15 protein-coding genes and 1 tRNA gene are annotated in these 15378 nt (G+C 71.7%); 9 read left to right on the top strand and 7 right to left on the bottom strand.

Features of this window, described 5'->3' with window-relative positions:
• Positions 1–4 precede the first annotated feature (4 nt).
• On the bottom strand, positions 5–265 hold the full coding sequence (locus tag ACFOVU_RS19615; RefSeq protein WP_378535716.1) for a PspC domain-containing protein: 261 nt from the start codon (positions 263–265) through the stop codon (positions 5–7).
• A gap of 217 nt (positions 266–482) precedes the next feature.
• Here ACFOVU_RS19615 and ACFOVU_RS19610 point away from each other — a divergent pair.
• Both ACFOVU_RS19610 and ACFOVU_RS19605 read left to right on the top strand, forming a co-directional pair.
• Positions 483–558, top strand: a tRNA-Lys gene (locus ACFOVU_RS19610).
• 380 nt (positions 559–938) lie between these two features.
• Positions 939–1268: a hypothetical protein gene (locus ACFOVU_RS19605; RefSeq protein WP_378535714.1), complete on the top strand. Its 330-nt coding sequence runs from the start codon at positions 939–941 to the stop codon at positions 1266–1268.
• Between the two features lie 217 nt (positions 1269–1485).
• Here ACFOVU_RS19605 and ACFOVU_RS19600 read toward each other — a convergent pair whose 3' ends face one another.
• From ACFOVU_RS19600 to ACFOVU_RS19585, 4 genes are all read right to left on the bottom strand, one after another.
• The gene (locus ACFOVU_RS19600) at positions 1486–2280 is read right to left on the bottom strand and encodes a S1 family peptidase (RefSeq protein ID WP_378535712.1); all 795 of its coding nucleotides are present in this window, start codon (positions 2278–2280) and stop codon (positions 1486–1488) included.
• A 790-nt stretch (positions 2281–3070) separates the two neighbouring features.
• Positions 3071–3406, bottom strand: coding sequence for a hypothetical protein (locus tag ACFOVU_RS19595; protein ID WP_378535710.1), 336 nt, complete (start codon positions 3404–3406; stop codon positions 3071–3073).
• A 205-nt stretch (positions 3407–3611) separates the two neighbouring features.
• Complete coding sequence (locus ACFOVU_RS19590) at positions 3612–4937, bottom strand: MFS transporter (protein WP_378535708.1); 1326 nt, start codon at positions 4935–4937, stop codon at positions 3612–3614.
• The gene (locus tag ACFOVU_RS19585; RefSeq protein ID WP_378535706.1) at positions 4934–6217 is read right to left on the bottom strand and encodes a lyase family protein; all 1284 of its coding nucleotides are present in this window, start codon (positions 6215–6217) and stop codon (positions 4934–4936) included. Before ACFOVU_RS19585 ends, ACFOVU_RS19590 begins: the two co-directional genes overlap by 4 nt.
• A 194-nt stretch (positions 6218–6411) precedes the next feature.
• Here ACFOVU_RS19585 and ACFOVU_RS19580 point away from each other — a divergent pair, with 194 nt between their 5' ends.
• The 5 genes from ACFOVU_RS19580 to ACFOVU_RS19560 all read left to right on the top strand — a co-directional run bounded on the left by ACFOVU_RS19580 (position 6412) and on the right by ACFOVU_RS19560 (position 9373).
• Complete coding sequence (locus ACFOVU_RS19580; RefSeq protein WP_378535704.1) at positions 6412–7245, top strand: IclR family transcriptional regulator; 834 nt, start codon at positions 6412–6414, stop codon at positions 7243–7245.
• A gap of 9 nt (positions 7246–7254) precedes the next feature.
• Complete coding sequence (locus ACFOVU_RS19575; RefSeq protein WP_378535702.1) at positions 7255–7500, top strand: hypothetical protein; 246 nt, start codon at positions 7255–7257, stop codon at positions 7498–7500.
• On the top strand, positions 7497–8468 hold the full coding sequence (locus ACFOVU_RS19570) for an SRPBCC family protein (protein ID WP_378535700.1): 972 nt from the start codon (positions 7497–7499) through the stop codon (positions 8466–8468). Before ACFOVU_RS19575 ends, ACFOVU_RS19570 begins: the two co-directional genes overlap by 4 nt.
• A gap of 177 nt (positions 8469–8645) precedes the next feature.
• The gene (locus ACFOVU_RS19565) at positions 8646–9143 is read left to right on the top strand and encodes a DUF2975 domain-containing protein (RefSeq protein WP_378535698.1); all 498 of its coding nucleotides are present in this window, start codon (positions 8646–8648) and stop codon (positions 9141–9143) included.
• Positions 9143–9373 carry a helix-turn-helix domain-containing protein gene (locus ACFOVU_RS19560; protein ID WP_378535696.1) on the top strand — a complete coding sequence of 77 codons (231 nt, stop codon included), beginning with the start codon at positions 9143–9145 and terminating at the stop codon, positions 9371–9373. Before ACFOVU_RS19565 ends, ACFOVU_RS19560 begins: the two co-directional genes overlap by 1 nt.
• A gap of 49 nt (positions 9374–9422) precedes the next feature.
• Here the strand turns inward: ACFOVU_RS19560 and ACFOVU_RS19555 are convergent, their stop codons facing one another.
• A complete protein-coding gene (locus ACFOVU_RS19555) occupies positions 9423–11537 on the bottom strand; it encodes an SMI1/KNR4 family protein (protein ID WP_378535694.1) in 2115 nt (704 codons plus the stop codon).
• 271 nt (positions 11538–11808) lie between these two features.
• The gene (locus ACFOVU_RS19550; protein WP_378535692.1) at positions 11809–13449 is read right to left on the bottom strand and encodes a DHA2 family efflux MFS transporter permease subunit; all 1641 of its coding nucleotides are present in this window, start codon (positions 13447–13449) and stop codon (positions 11809–11811) included.
• Between the two features lie 382 nt (positions 13450–13831).
• Between ACFOVU_RS19550 and ACFOVU_RS19545 the strand changes: the two genes are divergently transcribed.
• Both ACFOVU_RS19545 and ACFOVU_RS19540 read left to right on the top strand, forming a co-directional pair.
• Complete coding sequence (locus ACFOVU_RS19545; RefSeq protein ID WP_378535690.1) at positions 13832–15094, top strand: cytochrome P450; 1263 nt, start codon at positions 13832–13834, stop codon at positions 15092–15094.
• A complete protein-coding gene (locus tag ACFOVU_RS19540; RefSeq protein ID WP_378535688.1) occupies positions 15091–15294 on the top strand; it encodes a ferredoxin in 204 nt (67 codons plus the stop codon). The genes ACFOVU_RS19545 and ACFOVU_RS19540 overlap by 4 nt, the downstream gene beginning before the upstream one ends.
• Positions 15295–15378: the final 84 nt, after the last annotated feature.

The raw sequence follows: 15378 nt of genomic DNA, 5'->3' as shown, positions 1-15378 counted from the left end.
TTGATCATAGGTTCGACTTCTTGCCTTGAAAGTTCCGGATGATGTGCTCGACCAGCGACGTCCCCGTGGTGCCCTCGGGCATGACCAGCCACGCGATGACGTACAGCAGGACCCCGCTCCCGCCCAGGAGGGTGAAGACCGCGAACGCCAGCCGCACGAGGTTGGCATCGACGCCGACGTACTCGCCGATCCCGCCGCAGACACCGGTCAGGATCCGCTGGCTGTTGCTGCGACGGAGGCTCTTCTTGCCGAAGTTCTCGTTCATACCTCCAGCCTGCCCGCCCCACGCCCCCTTTCCCATCGGGAACGCCCCTGGCCCACCCCTGACCCCGACCCTGACGACCGCCTCACCCCCGCCCCACCACCCACCACAGGGGCCCCACACCCACCTCTCCCCAGGCATCCCTGCGCCGTGCAACCACCCGGCCACTCCGGTAGACTCGCCGCGGCGAAGTATCCCCAGGCTTCCCTGGAACCTTCGCGGGCCCTTAGCTCAACTGGCAGAGCAGCGGACTTTTAATCCGCGGGTTCAGGGTTCGATCCCCTGGGGGCCCACCACGAACTCGCAGGTCAGACCCCCGTTTGACCGAGGTGTTGATCATGCGTTTTCTCCCCTTGGTGCTCCGCATGTGCTCTTAAGTTCCACCTCCGTCGCCACCGCAGGTCAGTGCGGTCCACGTTCCAACGCCGCGGGATCCACCGACACCGAATCAGAGGGGGCGAACGGTGGGCATAACGGCCGTCATGTCGATCCTCGCCGGAGTCCACCCTCCTGTGGATTGGGATGCGGTAAATACCGCGACCGGCAGGGTGATGCCAACACATCGACCCGATCCAACGAGCTCAAATGCGTGCATCGCCAGCGCGTTTTCGCCACCCCAGACCTCGTTGTTTCCCATATGAGCCCCCGCGATGACGGCCCCCGGCGGGCGAAAGACGTGGCCAACACGGTCGACGGCGACGTCGATGGAACGGTCGTACAGGCCGGGATCGTCCGCGATGGGCTCACGATCCATGTCCACCCCCGTGAAGCCGCGACCCCCGCGGCGTCGCACACCCTGCCCGCCCCACCACGCGTCCTCGTCGGTCGCCACGACGACCTCGCCGCGTTACTGGTGACCCTGGATCCCGGCAATGCATCCCGTGACCAGGGCGGAAGCGTGGTGATGGCAGAGGTCGCCGGCATGCCCGGTGTCGGGAAGACCGCGCAGGACGGACAGTCTGCCCTGGCCGAGGTCGTGGCTGCATGGATGGTCACGCGGTCGTGATGGTGATGGTGTCCAGCGCGACGCCGTCGGCGTGGTGGAACCAGAGGTCTTGGAGGAGAGCGTCACCCACGACCGCTCATGATCGCGGGTTCGGTCACGCTCCGTTGCTCGGCACCATAAGTGATCCAGAACCACATTTCACCCGTCACCGACAGAGCGGAACACCCCCGCTCGCGCGGGGAGAACGCGGCCGAGAATGCTTGGCGAGTTCACGGACTCAGCCGGCCTGGATCACCGATCTGATCCAGTCGACGTGCCTGGCGACGTCGGTGTAGTTCGAGTGCGTCACCCCCTGTCCGTCTCGTCCGGCACTCGAGGCCACGCCCGCCAGCACCCAGGAGTCCGCGACGCGGACAACACCAGGGCCGCCGGAGTCGCCGGCGCCGGCACCGCGTCCGTCCGGGTCCTGGAAGCCGATCTTGTCCGAGTCTCCGCCGCTCTTGACGACCGGCAGGACGACCTCGCGCAGCCGATCCGGCATGATGGGCTCACCGTTCTCGTCGTCACCGGCGTAACCCCACCCCAGTAGCCGCATGTCCGTGGCCACGTCCGGTGTGTGCTCGTTCAGCGGCGCCGGCCTCTCGGCCACCGGCTCGGTGAGCTTGATCAGCCCAAGGTCCGTGCCCGAAAAGCGGGGGTTGCCGTTCTCGTCCTTGGTGAACTCCGCCGTCGGATGCGGATACACCGCCTCTGCGTGCGCGACCGTCCCGCCCTCGGAGATGCTCAGATTCCCGATCACCATCCTCTCCGGGACCCACGGGCTATTGTCGTCAGGCTTGAGCGAACAATGCCCAGCCGTCAGCACCCACTCCGGCGCGACCAGCGTGCCCCCGCAGTAATGTCCGTCGGCGCCCTGCAGCGACACGGCCCACGACTCGGGCGCCGCCGTCTCCTCGCCACCGGTGATCGCGCCCGCCGGGCTGACGAAACCGCCGGCGCCGAGCGCCGCCACGACCGAAGCGACCAGCGCGGTCCGAATAGATGTCTTCACTCGCATGATGTTGTTCCTCAACGTGGAAGGTATTTTCGACGCACGCTAACAAGCGCGTGATAAGGAACCGCCAAGACAAGTTCGCAGCCACATCGTGTCCGCGGTCTGTGCGCACGTGTCCGCGATCTGTGTACGTAAGCCAAGCAGCATCACAATTCTCCTCCTTCGCTTGCTCAGCGTGAATCCTATGGGGAATATGATTGCGAGGGTTCCAGCAGAGTGGCGACATTGGTGTAGAACTCTGCAAAGGATGTGGAGACGACGGCCGTCTCATCAGAGTGGGCGCTGGAATGATCGCACCCCGGTATTCTGATGCCATCCTTACTGCGAAACTCAGACAGGTTTTTCCCTGTGGGACCGCAGCCGAAGTCGGTGCGTCGAGTGCCTTCCCGATAGTCATCCGACCCCAAGGAGATTCAAGCCTTCGTCGCGTGGCATTCGACTATGGGAAGTGTGATCACCCCAAGAAGGTCCCGTCGGCGACGCCTTCGAAACCGCGCCGCGTGCTCCGTCGGTGCTCGTTAGTTCCGGACGTTACGGTCATTCGGCGGGATTCGACGGCACTAAGAATCACCCATCCAGTGGGAGGTCGGTACGCGGCATCACAGAACGACAGTCGATGGCATTTATCAAATGGACTTTTAATCCGCGGGTTCAGGGTTCGATCCCCTGGGGCCCTACCACGAACTCACAGGTCAGACGAAGCCCGATGAGCGGTCGGCCCGGGGGCCGGGGCGGTCCCGGCCCCGCGGGCCATGGGCGGGCGACGGCGGCAGGCCCTCAAGGCGACCGCAGAGGCTGCCGAACGTCGCTACTCGACGGGCTCGACCGGCTCCCAGGGCTGGCCGGGCTCAACGGGCTCGCCGGGCTCGATCGGCTCCACGGGCTGGCCAGGCTCGGGATCGATGGGCTGACCGGGCTCGACCGGCTGCCAGGGCTCACCCGGCTCAACGGGCTGCCAGGGCTCACCGGGCACCGGCTCCCAGGGCTCGCCCGGGTGCGCCGGGCCGCCGGGCACGCCGCCCGGAACACCCGGCGGGTTCTCCGGCACGTCCGCGGTATCGGCGAACGCGGCGGCGCTGGCCCCGCCGAACATGATGCCCGCGCCGATGACGACCGTGGCGACTCTGCGCATGAACCGTGACATGGAGGGTTCCCTTCCTCAAGGGCTCGCCCCGGCGGCCGCTCCGCCGGGGCGGCCACAGCAGGCCGCTGCGACCGGGACCAATACAGCCAGACCCACGGTTAACCCACGGTTACCACCGACATCCCTCGATCTCCCTATGCCGGCCACACCCACACCGCGGGATCGCGGGGTCGCAGGGAGCGGGTTCGATCCCCTGAGGCCCCGCCTACTCTGAGCCGAGCGTCTCGGCGCTGGTCTCCGGTGCCCAGGCCCAGCAGACCAGCGCGCCGATGAGCAGCACGACCACGCAGCCGGCGAGGGCGGTGGTCATGCCGTAGCCGTCGGCCACCACCGGCAGCAGGAAGGTGCTGCCGGCCGACCCGATCCGGCTGGCCGCGACGGCGATGCCGACACCGGACGCGCGCAGATCGGTCGGGAACAACTCCGGCGGATAGACGAACTCCAGGTTCACCGCCGCCGCGAGGACGAACGCGAACGCGGCGAACAGCACGACCGCGAGCACCGGTGACAGGTCGGCCAGGAGCGTCAGCCCCGCCAGCAGGACACCGCCGGCCAGGAAGGTGCCGATCAGGAAGGAGCGCCGGGAGATCCGGTCGATGACCAGCAGGCCGACGATCGCGCCGACGAGGATGAACGCGTTGTAGAGCGCGCCGGCGCCCAGCTCGCCGGTGACTCCGAGGGCCTCCATGACCTGCGGTGAGAAGGTGCCGAGGGCGAAGAACGGGATGACCTGGCAGACGTAGAACAGCGCGCCGACCGCTGTCCGCTTGCGGTACTCCGGGCCGAACAGCGCCCGCACGCCGCGCTTGGGCGCGGCCTCGGCGCGGGCCGGTGGCCGCACGCCGTCGCCGAGGTGCCTGCGGATGATGGCGGCGGCCTCGTCGTCGCGGCCGCGCCTGGACAGCCACAGTGGGGCTTCGGGTACGCCGAGCCGGAAGCCGAGTATGAGCAGTGCGGGGAGCGCGCTGAGGGCCAGCATGTAGCGCCAGGCGTCGTCGCCCGCGCCCGAGAGCAGGAAGCCGACGAGGTAGGCGAAGACGTAGCCGGCCGCCCAGGCCACGGCGAGCAGGCTCATCAGCCGGCCCCGGAAGCGGCGCGGCGCGTGTTCGGTGACCAGGGACTTGCTGACCACGTAGTCGGCGCCGAGGACGAGGCCGAGCAGCAGGCGCAGGATGAGGAGCTGGGCCGGGGTCTCGACGAAGAACTGCGCGGCGGAGAGCCCCGCGAAGATCAGCATGTCCCATGCGAAGATCTGGCGTCGGCCGATGCGGTCGGCGATCGGCCCGGCGATGACGGCGCCGGCGAACAGGCCGGTCAGGGTGGCGGCGCCGAGCAGGCCGATCCACAGCGGGGTCAGGCCCAGGGCGGTGGTGGCCGAGGCGATGACGATGCCGATGATGCCCAGGATGAACCCGTCGGAGAACTGGCCCCCGGTCCCGGCGATGGTGACGCGCAGGTGGAAGCCCGTCAGGGGGGCGTCCTCGTAGGCGACCGCTGTGGCGCCGGCGTGGCGCCGCGTCGACTCGCTCATGGCCGCGTCACCCCGCTGGTGGCGTCGGTGCCGCGCAGGCGGGTGGTGGCGTTCTCGTAGCCATCGGTGGCCGCGAGTTCGACCCACTGGTCCAGTGCTCCGGCCAGGTTGCGTTCGCGGTGCGGGCCGTCCCAGGCGAGGCCGTTGATACAACGGCGGGCGAAGGTCTCGGCGGCGGCGGTGAGGTCGTCGAAGATCGTGGTGAGGGCGTCGACGACCACCGGCTCCATCACGTTCAGCTCGAGTTCGCCATCGGCCACGGCGCAGTCGACGGTGAGCGCCTGGCCGCGGACGCGGTGGCTCAGCTGCATGACGTATTCGGGGATCACCGGGTTGACCTTCGCCGGCATGATCGACGATCCGGCCTGCACGGCCGGGATGGTGAGGTCGCCGAACCCGCCCTGGGGGCCCGACGACAGCAGCCGGACGTCCGCGGCGATCTTGGCCATGGTGATCGCGGCCCGCGAGCCGGCCGCGGCGATCGCGGCGTAGACGTCCATGTGGGACAGTGCGTCGAAGCGGTTCGCGGCCGCGGTGACCGGCAGCCCGGTCAGCGCCGCCAGCTCGGCGGCGACGTGCTCGCCGAAGCCGTCCGGGGCGCCGATCCCGGTGCCGACGGCGGTCGCGCCGATGGGCACCTCGCGCAGCGCGGACGCCGCGGCCTCAAGACCGTCGGCGGCCCGGCGGATGGCGGCGGCGTGCCCGCGGTGGCTGTCGCCCGCGGTCAGGCTGACGGCATCCTGCAAACAGGTACGGCCCAGGTGCGGCGTATCGGCGAACTCCCCGGCCTTGCGGTCGAACGCGGCGGCCAGCTCGCGCAGCGCCGCGGCCGGTGCGCCGACCAGCTCCCGCACCGTCAGCGCCATCGCCGTCGGGTAGCTGTCGTTGGTGGACTGCGAGGCGTTGACGTGGTCGTTGGGGTGCACGACGATCCCGGCGATCGCGGACGCACGGGCGGCGATGACCTCGTTGACGTTCATGTTCGCGGTCGTGCCGCCGCCGCCGTGGACCAGCGGGGTCGGGAACTGGCCGGCGTGGGCACCGTCGGCGATCTCCCGGCAGGCGGCGACGATCGCATCCCGGCGCGCCTCATCGAGCACCCCGTGCTCGTGGTTGACGCGGGCGGCGGCGAGTTTGACCAGCGCGTAGTTGCGGACGAACGGCGGCAGATCGCCGAAGGTCCGGCCCCGGAGCGGGAAGTTGCGGACCCCCAGCTCGGTCTGGAGCCCGTAGAGCGGCTCTGCGGAAGGGGAAATCGTCGTGTCGGAGTCGGTGGTCATGGATCGCTCACACTCCCTGTGAAAGTGCCGTGGTGGTGCGGTGTCCGCGGATTCTGGAAGTGTGCGACCCAGATCACCGATCTACAAGGAAGTTGTCGTCAGAGCAACCGGGATGCTCTTTTGAGCTGGGAAGACATCTCGATGACGGATACGGTGTTGCTGTCCTGACAACGAATTTTCGAAGGGAGGCCGTTATGCAGACGTCCGCCGAACGGGTCGCCGCACTGCTCCTCGCGTTCGGCGAGGGAGGCGCGGGGAGCAGCCACCGGGTCAGCGACCTCGCCCGCATCGTCGGCCGTGAGCGCAGCCAGGTCTCCCGGATGCTGCACGCGCTCGAACGCGGCGGGCTGGTCGAACAGGATCCGGAGACCCGGAGCTACCGGCTCGGCTGGTCGCTGCTCGTGCTCGCGGCGGGCGCCGGTGATGCGGCGCTGCTGCGCGCCGCCCGCCCGGTGCTGCGCAACGCGGTGGCCCGCACCGGCGAGGTCGCGCTCCTGTCGGTCCAGCGGGGTAACCGCTCGTTGACGGTGCTACGCGAGGAATCGGCCCAGTCACTGCGCGCCGGTGGCTGGGTGGGGCGCAGCTCGCCCATGCACTGCACCGCCTCCGGCCGCGCGCTGCTGTTCGACTCCGACGACGACCTGGTGGCGGCCCTCACCGCCGACGACCTGCTCGCCCCGGCCCATGGCCTCGCCGCCCCGCGTGACCTGAACGAGCTGCTGGACCGGCTGCACGCGGAACGGGAACGCGGCCACACGGTCGCCAGCGAGGAGGTGGAGATCGGTCTGACCTCGGTCGGTGTCCCGGTCCGGGGCCCCGCGGGTGACCTCATCGCGGTCGTCAACATCTCCGGACCGACGTCCCGGCTGGTGACCCGGGTGGACGAGGTGGCGCGCCGGCTGCGGGCCGCGGCCTCGGGACTCGAGGCCGCGCTCGCGCAGCCCCATCGGGCTTCGCCCTCGGGTACGACCAGGACCTCCTCGGCACCCGCGCAACCCGGGTTGACACCGGACGGCCGCGCAACCTAGGTTGACGCCATGGATGCGGTCCAGTTGGCGGCCACGGCGTCGGACACGTCGACACCCGTCGACGGCCTGCGGGCCGTCGCCTCCCTGCGCACGCTGGTCGACTCGTTGGAGATGCGCCAGGTCGAGCAGGCGCTGCGGTCGGGCGAATCGTGGTCCACGATCGCCGCCGCGCTCGGGGTGACCCGCCAGGCCGTCCACAAGAAATATGCGAAACGCCTACGCCACATCGAGACGACCGAAAGAGGTCAGAGATGACGAACCCGCCGACGAGACCGGCCTCCCGCGGCGGGGGCTTCGAACGTGCCGAGATCGAGGGCCTGGCCAGCGGCGAAGCGATGCGCATGGGCCACACCGAAGTCGGCTTCGAGCATCTGCTGCTGGGGATACTCGTCAACGGCGGCCCCGGCGCCCGGCTGCTCATGGACGCCGGGGTGACCCTGACCGAGGCGCGCGCGGCGATCGACGACCTCTTCCGGGAGGATCTGGCCCTGCTGGGGGTCGACGCGCCCCTGCCGCCGGCCTCCCCCGGCTCGTCCGCCGTGCACGTGTTCGTATCGCTGCCGCTCGGCCCCCGCCTGGCGGAGCTCGCCTTGGACTGCCCGTGGTCCGGCGGCGACCGGGCCCTGCTCGCGGCGATGATCGACGACGAGGGCGGCCGGATACGACGGCTGCTGGACCGGCTCGGCGCGGACACCGACCGCATCCGCCGCGACCTCGACGGACCGGCCGAGACGCCGGAGGCTCCGGGGACGCCGGCACCGCCCGCGGTGGACGGCGGCCCCTCCGGCGGCACTGCCGGCATCCACGAACCGTCGGCCGAGGGGTGGGACCACGCCGCCTACATCGTTGAGGCGCCCGTGTCGGCCGAGCGGGTCTGGGACCTTGTCGGCGATCCCGCGCGCCGGGCCGAATGGGACCCGGGCATCGAATCGTCACGGCTGCTCGACGACGGTGCCGTGGAGGTGATCCGCCGGGACGGGACGACCCGGGAGCGGATCGCGCACAGTGTCGCGGGCCGTGAGGTCACGTGGGAGAAAGAGGCCCCCGGCGCACGCCACACGATCCGGATCGTCATCGAGCCGATCGGGGGCCACACGCGGCTGCACCTGCGCAAGGACTGGCCCACCGCCCTGAAGGGACGCTTCGCCAACCGCGTGATGCGGTGGTTCATGCGGTCGGCACTGCGCCTCCACGCCCAGGCCATCGCGCAGGCCGCGTCGTAGCGGACCCGCCGGGCCGCCGGCCGGCGGTGCCCGCACGAGGGGGACGGTGCCCCCGGAGCGCACCCCCGCGATCCCCCGCCGCGCGCCTCCCCAGGCGGGGAGCGTGCGGCCGCTCACATCCCGGACGATCACCCCCGGCCTATTGATTTTCGATCGGTATCTATTGATAATCGATACATGGATCGATTCTTCATCTTCCTTCTCCGCAGCGCCGCCGTCCTGGCGATCCTCATCGGCTTCTTCGGCCAGTTCGTGGTCATCCCGGGCGCGGCGGCCGAGCAGGTCGCCCTCTTCCCCCCGTACGCCCCCTACGCCACGTCCTATATAACGCTGTCGATCCTCGGCGTCGCCTGCGTCCAGGTGGCCCTCGTCGGGGTCTGGATGCTGCTCGCCGTCTTCCGGCGCGATGCGGTCTTCACCCCCAAGGCCTTCCTCTGGGTCGACGTCATCATCGGGGCCACCCTGGTGGCGACGCTGCTCACGGCCGGGGTCGCCGTGCACCTCACCGTGGGCGACGTCCCTTCAGCCAACGGCGCCATGGGGGCGGTCGGGGCGATGGGCACCGCTGTCGTGCTGACCGGCACGGGGGCGGCCGTGGCGATGCTGCTCTTCCTTATGCGCGGTCTACTGCGCAAGGCCATGGACCTCCAGACCGAAATGGCCGAGGTGGTCTGATGGCGATCATCGTCGACCTCGACGTCCACCTCGCCCGGCGCAACATGTCGGTCGGCGAGTTCGCCGAGGCCGTGGGGATCACCCCCGCCAACATCGCCGTGCTGAAGAACGGCCGCGCCAAGGCGGTGCGGTTCACCACCCTCGACGCGATCTGCCGCGTGCTGGACTGCCAGCCCGGGGACGTCCTGCGCTGGGTGCCCGACGACGGTCAAAGCGTCGAGACCGTGTGAGCGACCCGGTCGGAGAGAAGGCCACCCGGCCGGGCCGCCCGTCCTGCACTCAGGCGGACGCGTGCGCGCCCCTCGGGGTGAACACCGCCTCGCGCGCGCGGCGGGGGGTGACCACCCGGCGCAGAACGGGGTCGGTGAGCAGCACCACCGGGGCGATGCGGTTCGGCGACACCGGGTACCACGCGGGCAGCGCCTCCTCGATGACGGCCCAGGCGCCGTCCGTGTCATCGCGGGACGCCAGCTCCCGCGCCCTGCCGAGGGCGCGCTCGAAAGCGGGCGGCTCCGGCGCCGGGTGATCGGCGATCCACCTGTCCCACTCCGGACCGGTCGACGGCACCCGGAGACCGGGGACGGTCCGGCCGAGGGCGCGGACCGCCTGGGCCGCACCGCCGGGTTCGTCCAGGCCGGCGCTGCGCAGGAAGAGCGGGACCGCCTCGGAGGTGATCTGCTCCATGCCCACCTCGGCCACCACGTGGGGCCGGTGCAGCAGGCCGGGGAGCCTGCGGTGGGCGGTGCGGACGTCGAGGAAGGCCGAGAGCACCGCCTTCAGGTACGCGGCGGCGCCGGACCCCTTCTCCTCGGCCCGCCGGAAGGCGTCCAGCGCGTCGTCGACCCGGCCCTTCAGCGCCGCCCGGCGCCCCTGGGCGAGGAGCTCCTCCGCGCCTGCCGCGCGTACCGGGCTCCCGTTCGCCCCGCTCAGTCTCTCGAACGAGGCGCGTTCGGCGGCGACGAGGTCCGCGAACGACGCGTAGCGCTCGGCCGGCCCGGGGAACCAGGTGGCCCACACGCGGGCGGCCCACTCGCCGTCCGGGGAGACGTCCCCCGCGTCCAGCAGCCAGTCCTGGGCGTCGCCCTCGCCGGAGACCAGCAGCAGGGGTCCGACCAGCCCGTCGTCCTTCATGTTCGCCTCGTCGTACACGGCTTCGTCCCGGAGGTCGTCCAGCCAGCCGACGGTGGCGGTGGAGCGCAGCTCGTACATGAACGGGCCGATCTTCGCCCAGCCGTCGGACGCGGCGAGGAACGAGCGGTAGCTGGGCGGCAGCCGGAGGCCGAGCCGCATCTCCAGGTCCGCGATCCGCTCCTCGGTGGCGCCGTCGTAGCCCAGCCAGGGGGCCGATCCCTGCTCCTCGGTGGTGTGGCCGAGCTCGTCCTCGTTCAGGACGCGCAGCATGTCGGCGCTGTACTCGGCCAGAAAGGAGCGCCAGTCCTCGACGGTGCCCGGCGCGCCGGACGCGGAGCCGCCCGCGACCCCCGCGTACGGCGACGACGCCCCGCCCGCCGCGTAGCGGTGCCCGGTGAACGCCTCGTAGGTGCGGCCCTCGGAGAAGAACCGGACGCGCTCGAGCTGGATCTCATGGGCGCCGTGGTTGCCGGTGATCTCCAGGCGCAGATGCGGGTAGGGCGTGTCCGCGGCGGAGCCCGTGACGTGGTAGTCGCGGGCGAAGTGCCGCTCGGGGAAGAACTCGCCGGCGCGGGTGTCGAGCGTGACCCACGTCCGGCCGTCCGCCGACCCCTTGAGCACCCAGTCCCGGGGGTCGCGGTCGGAGAAGTCGTTGGCGGAGACCAGGACGTAGCGCCGGACGCGGACGGGTTCGGCCATGGTGAACTCGAGCCGGTCGGTGTCCAGGCGGGAGAGCCACTTGTCGTGGGTCGCGTCGAGCAGGTTGACGGCGACCTCGCCGTTCGCCCTGAACTCGTCGTCCGCCTCCACTTCACGCACCTTCCGGGTGACCTCGCCCGCGGACCCCGGGTCGGTCGTGCGCAGGACGATCGCGCCGCCGCCCCCCTCGCGGTCGGCCCAGGTGGCCCGGACGGCGGGCCCGCCGCCGTCCTCGATCAGCAGGCGCAGGTCGTCGTGCGCCCCCTCGCCGCCGTCGACCCGGAACCGGTGGCCGGGGCGGTCGGTGAGCCGCTCCGCCAGCCGGCCCCGCCACGCGGAGAAGGTGCCGTCCGCGGCGATCCGCGTGCCCGTGAACGTGGTCATGCCGGGGTCGAACCCGACGACGGACTCGGCGCCGTCGGGGTCGCGCCAGCCGAGCTGGGCGAGGGGCACGGCGGAGCCCGGCTCGAAGCGGAGGACCAGCCGGCGGTCCGGCGTCCACTCTCCCGCTCCGGCGCGCTGCGTCTCGGTGAGGAAGGCGAGAGCAGGGGCGTTGTCTTCCATGGGGCTCCAAACTCAGAAGGGGGGTCCGGGGCAGGGGCCGACGGTGGGGGAGCCGATCACCCCTGGATCCGCGGAAAGGGTATGCGTGCGAACCGACATTCGCGGCACGGCCCGCCCTTCCGCCCGGCGGGCGCCCCTCCTCAGGTCACGCTCGCCTCCTCACTCTGCTCCAACGGCCCCGCGAGTCGGGCCTTCGGCCAAGGGGCAGCGCCGCCTCCGTTCGCTCGTCGGCTCGCCGTTCCGAGCCCGGCGCCGATGACCCCCGGCGCCGCTACCGGGTGTCGGCGACCCGCTCGGCGGCCGGTTCCGGGGTGTCCGGGCGCGGGTCGGCGCGGCGCATGGCGGCCGCCGCCACCAGCCCCAGGAGCAGCATGGCGATCAGCGCGAGGAGGGTCTCGCGCACCGCCTGGGTGAGGCCGCCGCGCAGCGCCTGCTCCGCGAGGAACTGCCCCTGGCGGGCCAGGTGCGCGGGCAGGTGCAGGGGGGCGCCGGTGCCGGGCCCGGTGTTTCCCGGGCCGGCCTCGGCGGCCAGCCGCATGTGCGCCAGGAATTCCTGCCGGTGGGCGGCGGGCAGGCGCCCGGCCGCGGTCTCGGCGGCGTCGGCGACGGAGGCGGCGATCCGTGCCTGGAGCAGGACGCCGATGGAGGCGCTGCCCACGACCGCACCCATCTGGCGGGCGGTGAAGAAGACGCCGGAGGCGGCGCCCCGCAGCTCGGGCCGGACCGATCCCATGGCGACGGTGTTCACGGAGACGAGGACGGAGCCCATCCCGGCCCCGATCACCAGCAGCCCCGGGACGAGGTGCGCGGGCGGGATGTCCGCGCGGGCCTGGAGGTCGATGATGCCCAGGCCCAGCGCCATGCCGGCGAGGCCGGACATCACCAGGTACTTGCCGTCGACCCGGTCCATGAGGCGGCCGATGACCGGCCCCAGCAGGCCGGACACCAGCGCCATCGGCGCGGCGAGCAGGCCGGTCTGGGTGGGCGACAGGCCGAGCGCGGACTGGAGGTAGATGACCAGCGGCAGGAACATGCCGGTCAGCGCGAAGCCGAGCGCCGCTGTGGTGAGGGTGCCCGCGGAGAAGTTCCGGTCGCCGAAGACCCGCAGGGGCACCAGGGGCTCGTTGCGGTTGACGCGCTGCCAGGCGACGAAGGCGACGAGCAGTGCGGCGCCGGCGCCGATGGCCTCCACGACGGTGATCGGCCCGAGGAACGCACCCCAGTGGTAGCGCTCCCCGTTCTGGACGCCGAACACGATCAGCAGCAGCCCGGCCCCCGAAAGCAGGATGCCCGGCGCGTCGAAGCGGCGCGCGTGACCCGGCCGCCAGTCGGGGATCACGCGCAGGCTCAGGGCGAGCGCGATGAGGCCGAAGAGGACGTCCACGTAGAAGATCCACTGCCATGTGAGGACCTCCACCAGGACCCCGCCCAGGAGGGGGCCGGTGACGGTGGCCAGACCGGAGGCCGCGCCCAGGATGCCCATCGCCCGGCCGCGGTCGCGGTCGGAGAACAGGTGGCCGATGAGGCTCAGGGTCTGGGGGGTCAGCAGGGCCGCGCCCACGCCCTGCGCCACGCGGGCGGCGATCAGCATCTCGACGGTCGCCGAGAGGGCGCAGGCCAGGGACGCGGCGGTGAAGACCGCGAGCCCGGCGACGAACACCCGTTTGGGCCCGTAGCGGTCGCCGAGGCGGCTGGTCAGCAGCATGAGCACGGCGTAGGTGAGCAGGTAGGCGCTGGTCACCCAGACGACCGCGTTCAGACCAGTGTGCAGGCCGCTGACCATGGCCGGTACGGCCACGGAGACGATCGAGGTGTCCACCACGATCATGAACAGGCCCATGGAAAGGGCGGCCAGCGCGGCCCAGGGCCTGATGGTGTGGGTGGTCGGTCCGCTCGTGGATGTGTCGGTCATTGCTGGTCGGCCTCGTGATGGTTGCGGGACGGGGGCGCGACGGGGAGGGGGCGGGTCGTGGATCGCACGGCGGAAGGCGGGGCAACGGCGTTTCCCGGGTCGAACCCTAGCGGTTCACCACACCGAGCGCGGCCGAATCGTCACTTTCCGTGATTCGGCCCGCGAGCCCGGACCGGGTGGCCTGCGCGCCTCCGCTCGGGCCGCCGCACTCCATCGCTCGACGCCACCTTGGCGCCACATCATCTTGTATCGACGTCATTGTGATGTCATTATGGCGCCATAAGGACGCCATGCGTGAGCACGCGGTGTTCGCCCGCGGCGGCGCGACGGCGCTTCCCCGCCCCCTTGTCACCCACCCCTCGCCCCTCGCAAGGAGGACACCGTGCCCGACCGACCGGCCCCCAACGTCCCCGGCCAGCCCGCCGATACCACCGCGACGCTCCCCGAGACCGCACCGCCCCTGCCCACAGAGCGCCCCGCGGGCCGCCCCTTCGACCCGCCCGAGGAGCTGGGACGCCTGCGCGAGCGGCAGCCCCTGAGCCGGCTGACCTTCGCCGACGGGCACGTCGGCTGGCTGGCGACCGGACACGCCGTCGTCCGCGCCGTCATCGCCGACCGGCGGTTCAGCTCACGGCAGGAGCTCATGCGCTCCCCGATACCGGGAACGGCCGCCACTGGGCCGGTCCCGCCCGCGCCGCCCGGCATGTTCATCAACATGGACGCGCCCGATCACACCCGCTACCGGCGCCTGCTCACCGGCGCGTTCACCGTCCGCCGGATGCGCCGGCTCACCGCCCGCGTCGAGGAGATCACCGCCGAGCACCTCGACGCCCTGGAACGGCAGGGCCCGACCGCGGACCTGGTGCAGGCCTACGCCCAGCCGATCCCCGCGCTGGTCATCTGCGAACTGCTCGGGGTGCCCGCCGCCGACCGCGCGTCCTTCCAGGACCACGCGACGACGATGAACGACAACAACGCCACGCCGGAGGAGGGCTACGCCGCCTTCGGGGCGGTCCAGGCGTATCTGGGCGAGCTGGTGTCGGCCAAGCGCTCCGCGCCGACCGACGACCTGCTCAGCGACCTCACGACCACCGATCTGACCGACGAGGAGCTCGCCGTCATCGGGGCGCTGCTGCTGAGCGCGGGGCTCGACACCACCGCCAACATGATCGCGCTGGGCGCGTTCGCCCTGCTCTGCCACCCCGCCCAGTTCGCCGCCCTGCGCACCGACCCCGGCATCGCCGGCCGGGCGGTGGAGGAGCTGCTGCGCTACCTGAGCGTCGCCCACACCGGGGTGCGGGTGGCGCTGGAGGACGTCGAGCTGGACGGCCACCGGATCGCGGCCGGCGACGCGGTCGCCGTTTCGGTCATGGCCGCCAACCGCGACCCCGCGAAGTTCCCCGACCCCGACGTCCTCGACCTGCGCCGGAACGCGAGCGGGCACGTGTCCTTCGGGCATGGGATCCACCAGTGCCTCGGCCAGCAGCTGGCGCGCGTGGAGATGGGGGTCGCGCTGCCCGCGCTGGCCGTCCGCTTCCCGGCGCTGCGCCTGGCCGTCGCGGCCGGGGACGTGCCGCTGCGCACCGATTCCGACATCTACGGCGTGCACCGGCTCCCGGTCACGTGGGACGGCGGCGACCGGTGAAGCCCGCTGTGGACCGCCGGCGCTGCATCGGCGCGGGCATGTGCGTCCTGACCGCCCCCGACGTGTTCGACCAGGACGACGCGGACGGCACCGTGGTGCTGCTGGACCCCGCCCCGCCGGCGCGGGCCGCCGACGCGGTGCGCCGGGCCGCCCAGGTGTGCCCGTCGGGCGCGATCGCCCTCGCCCGGGACGACGGCTGAACCCGCCTTCCGGCGGCGCGACCGGCGCCGGCCCGTCCGCCGGCCGGGCCCGGGTGAGGGGTCGTCCGGCGGACGCCGCGACGG

The sequence above is a fragment of the Nocardiopsis sediminis genome, from assembly GCF_042650565.1.
Lineage (GTDB): Bacteria > Actinomycetota > Actinomycetes > Streptosporangiales > Streptosporangiaceae > Nocardiopsis_B > Nocardiopsis_B sediminis.
Note: the sequence above shows the minus strand (reverse complement) of the source record. Positions and strands in the feature narration are given on the sequence as shown.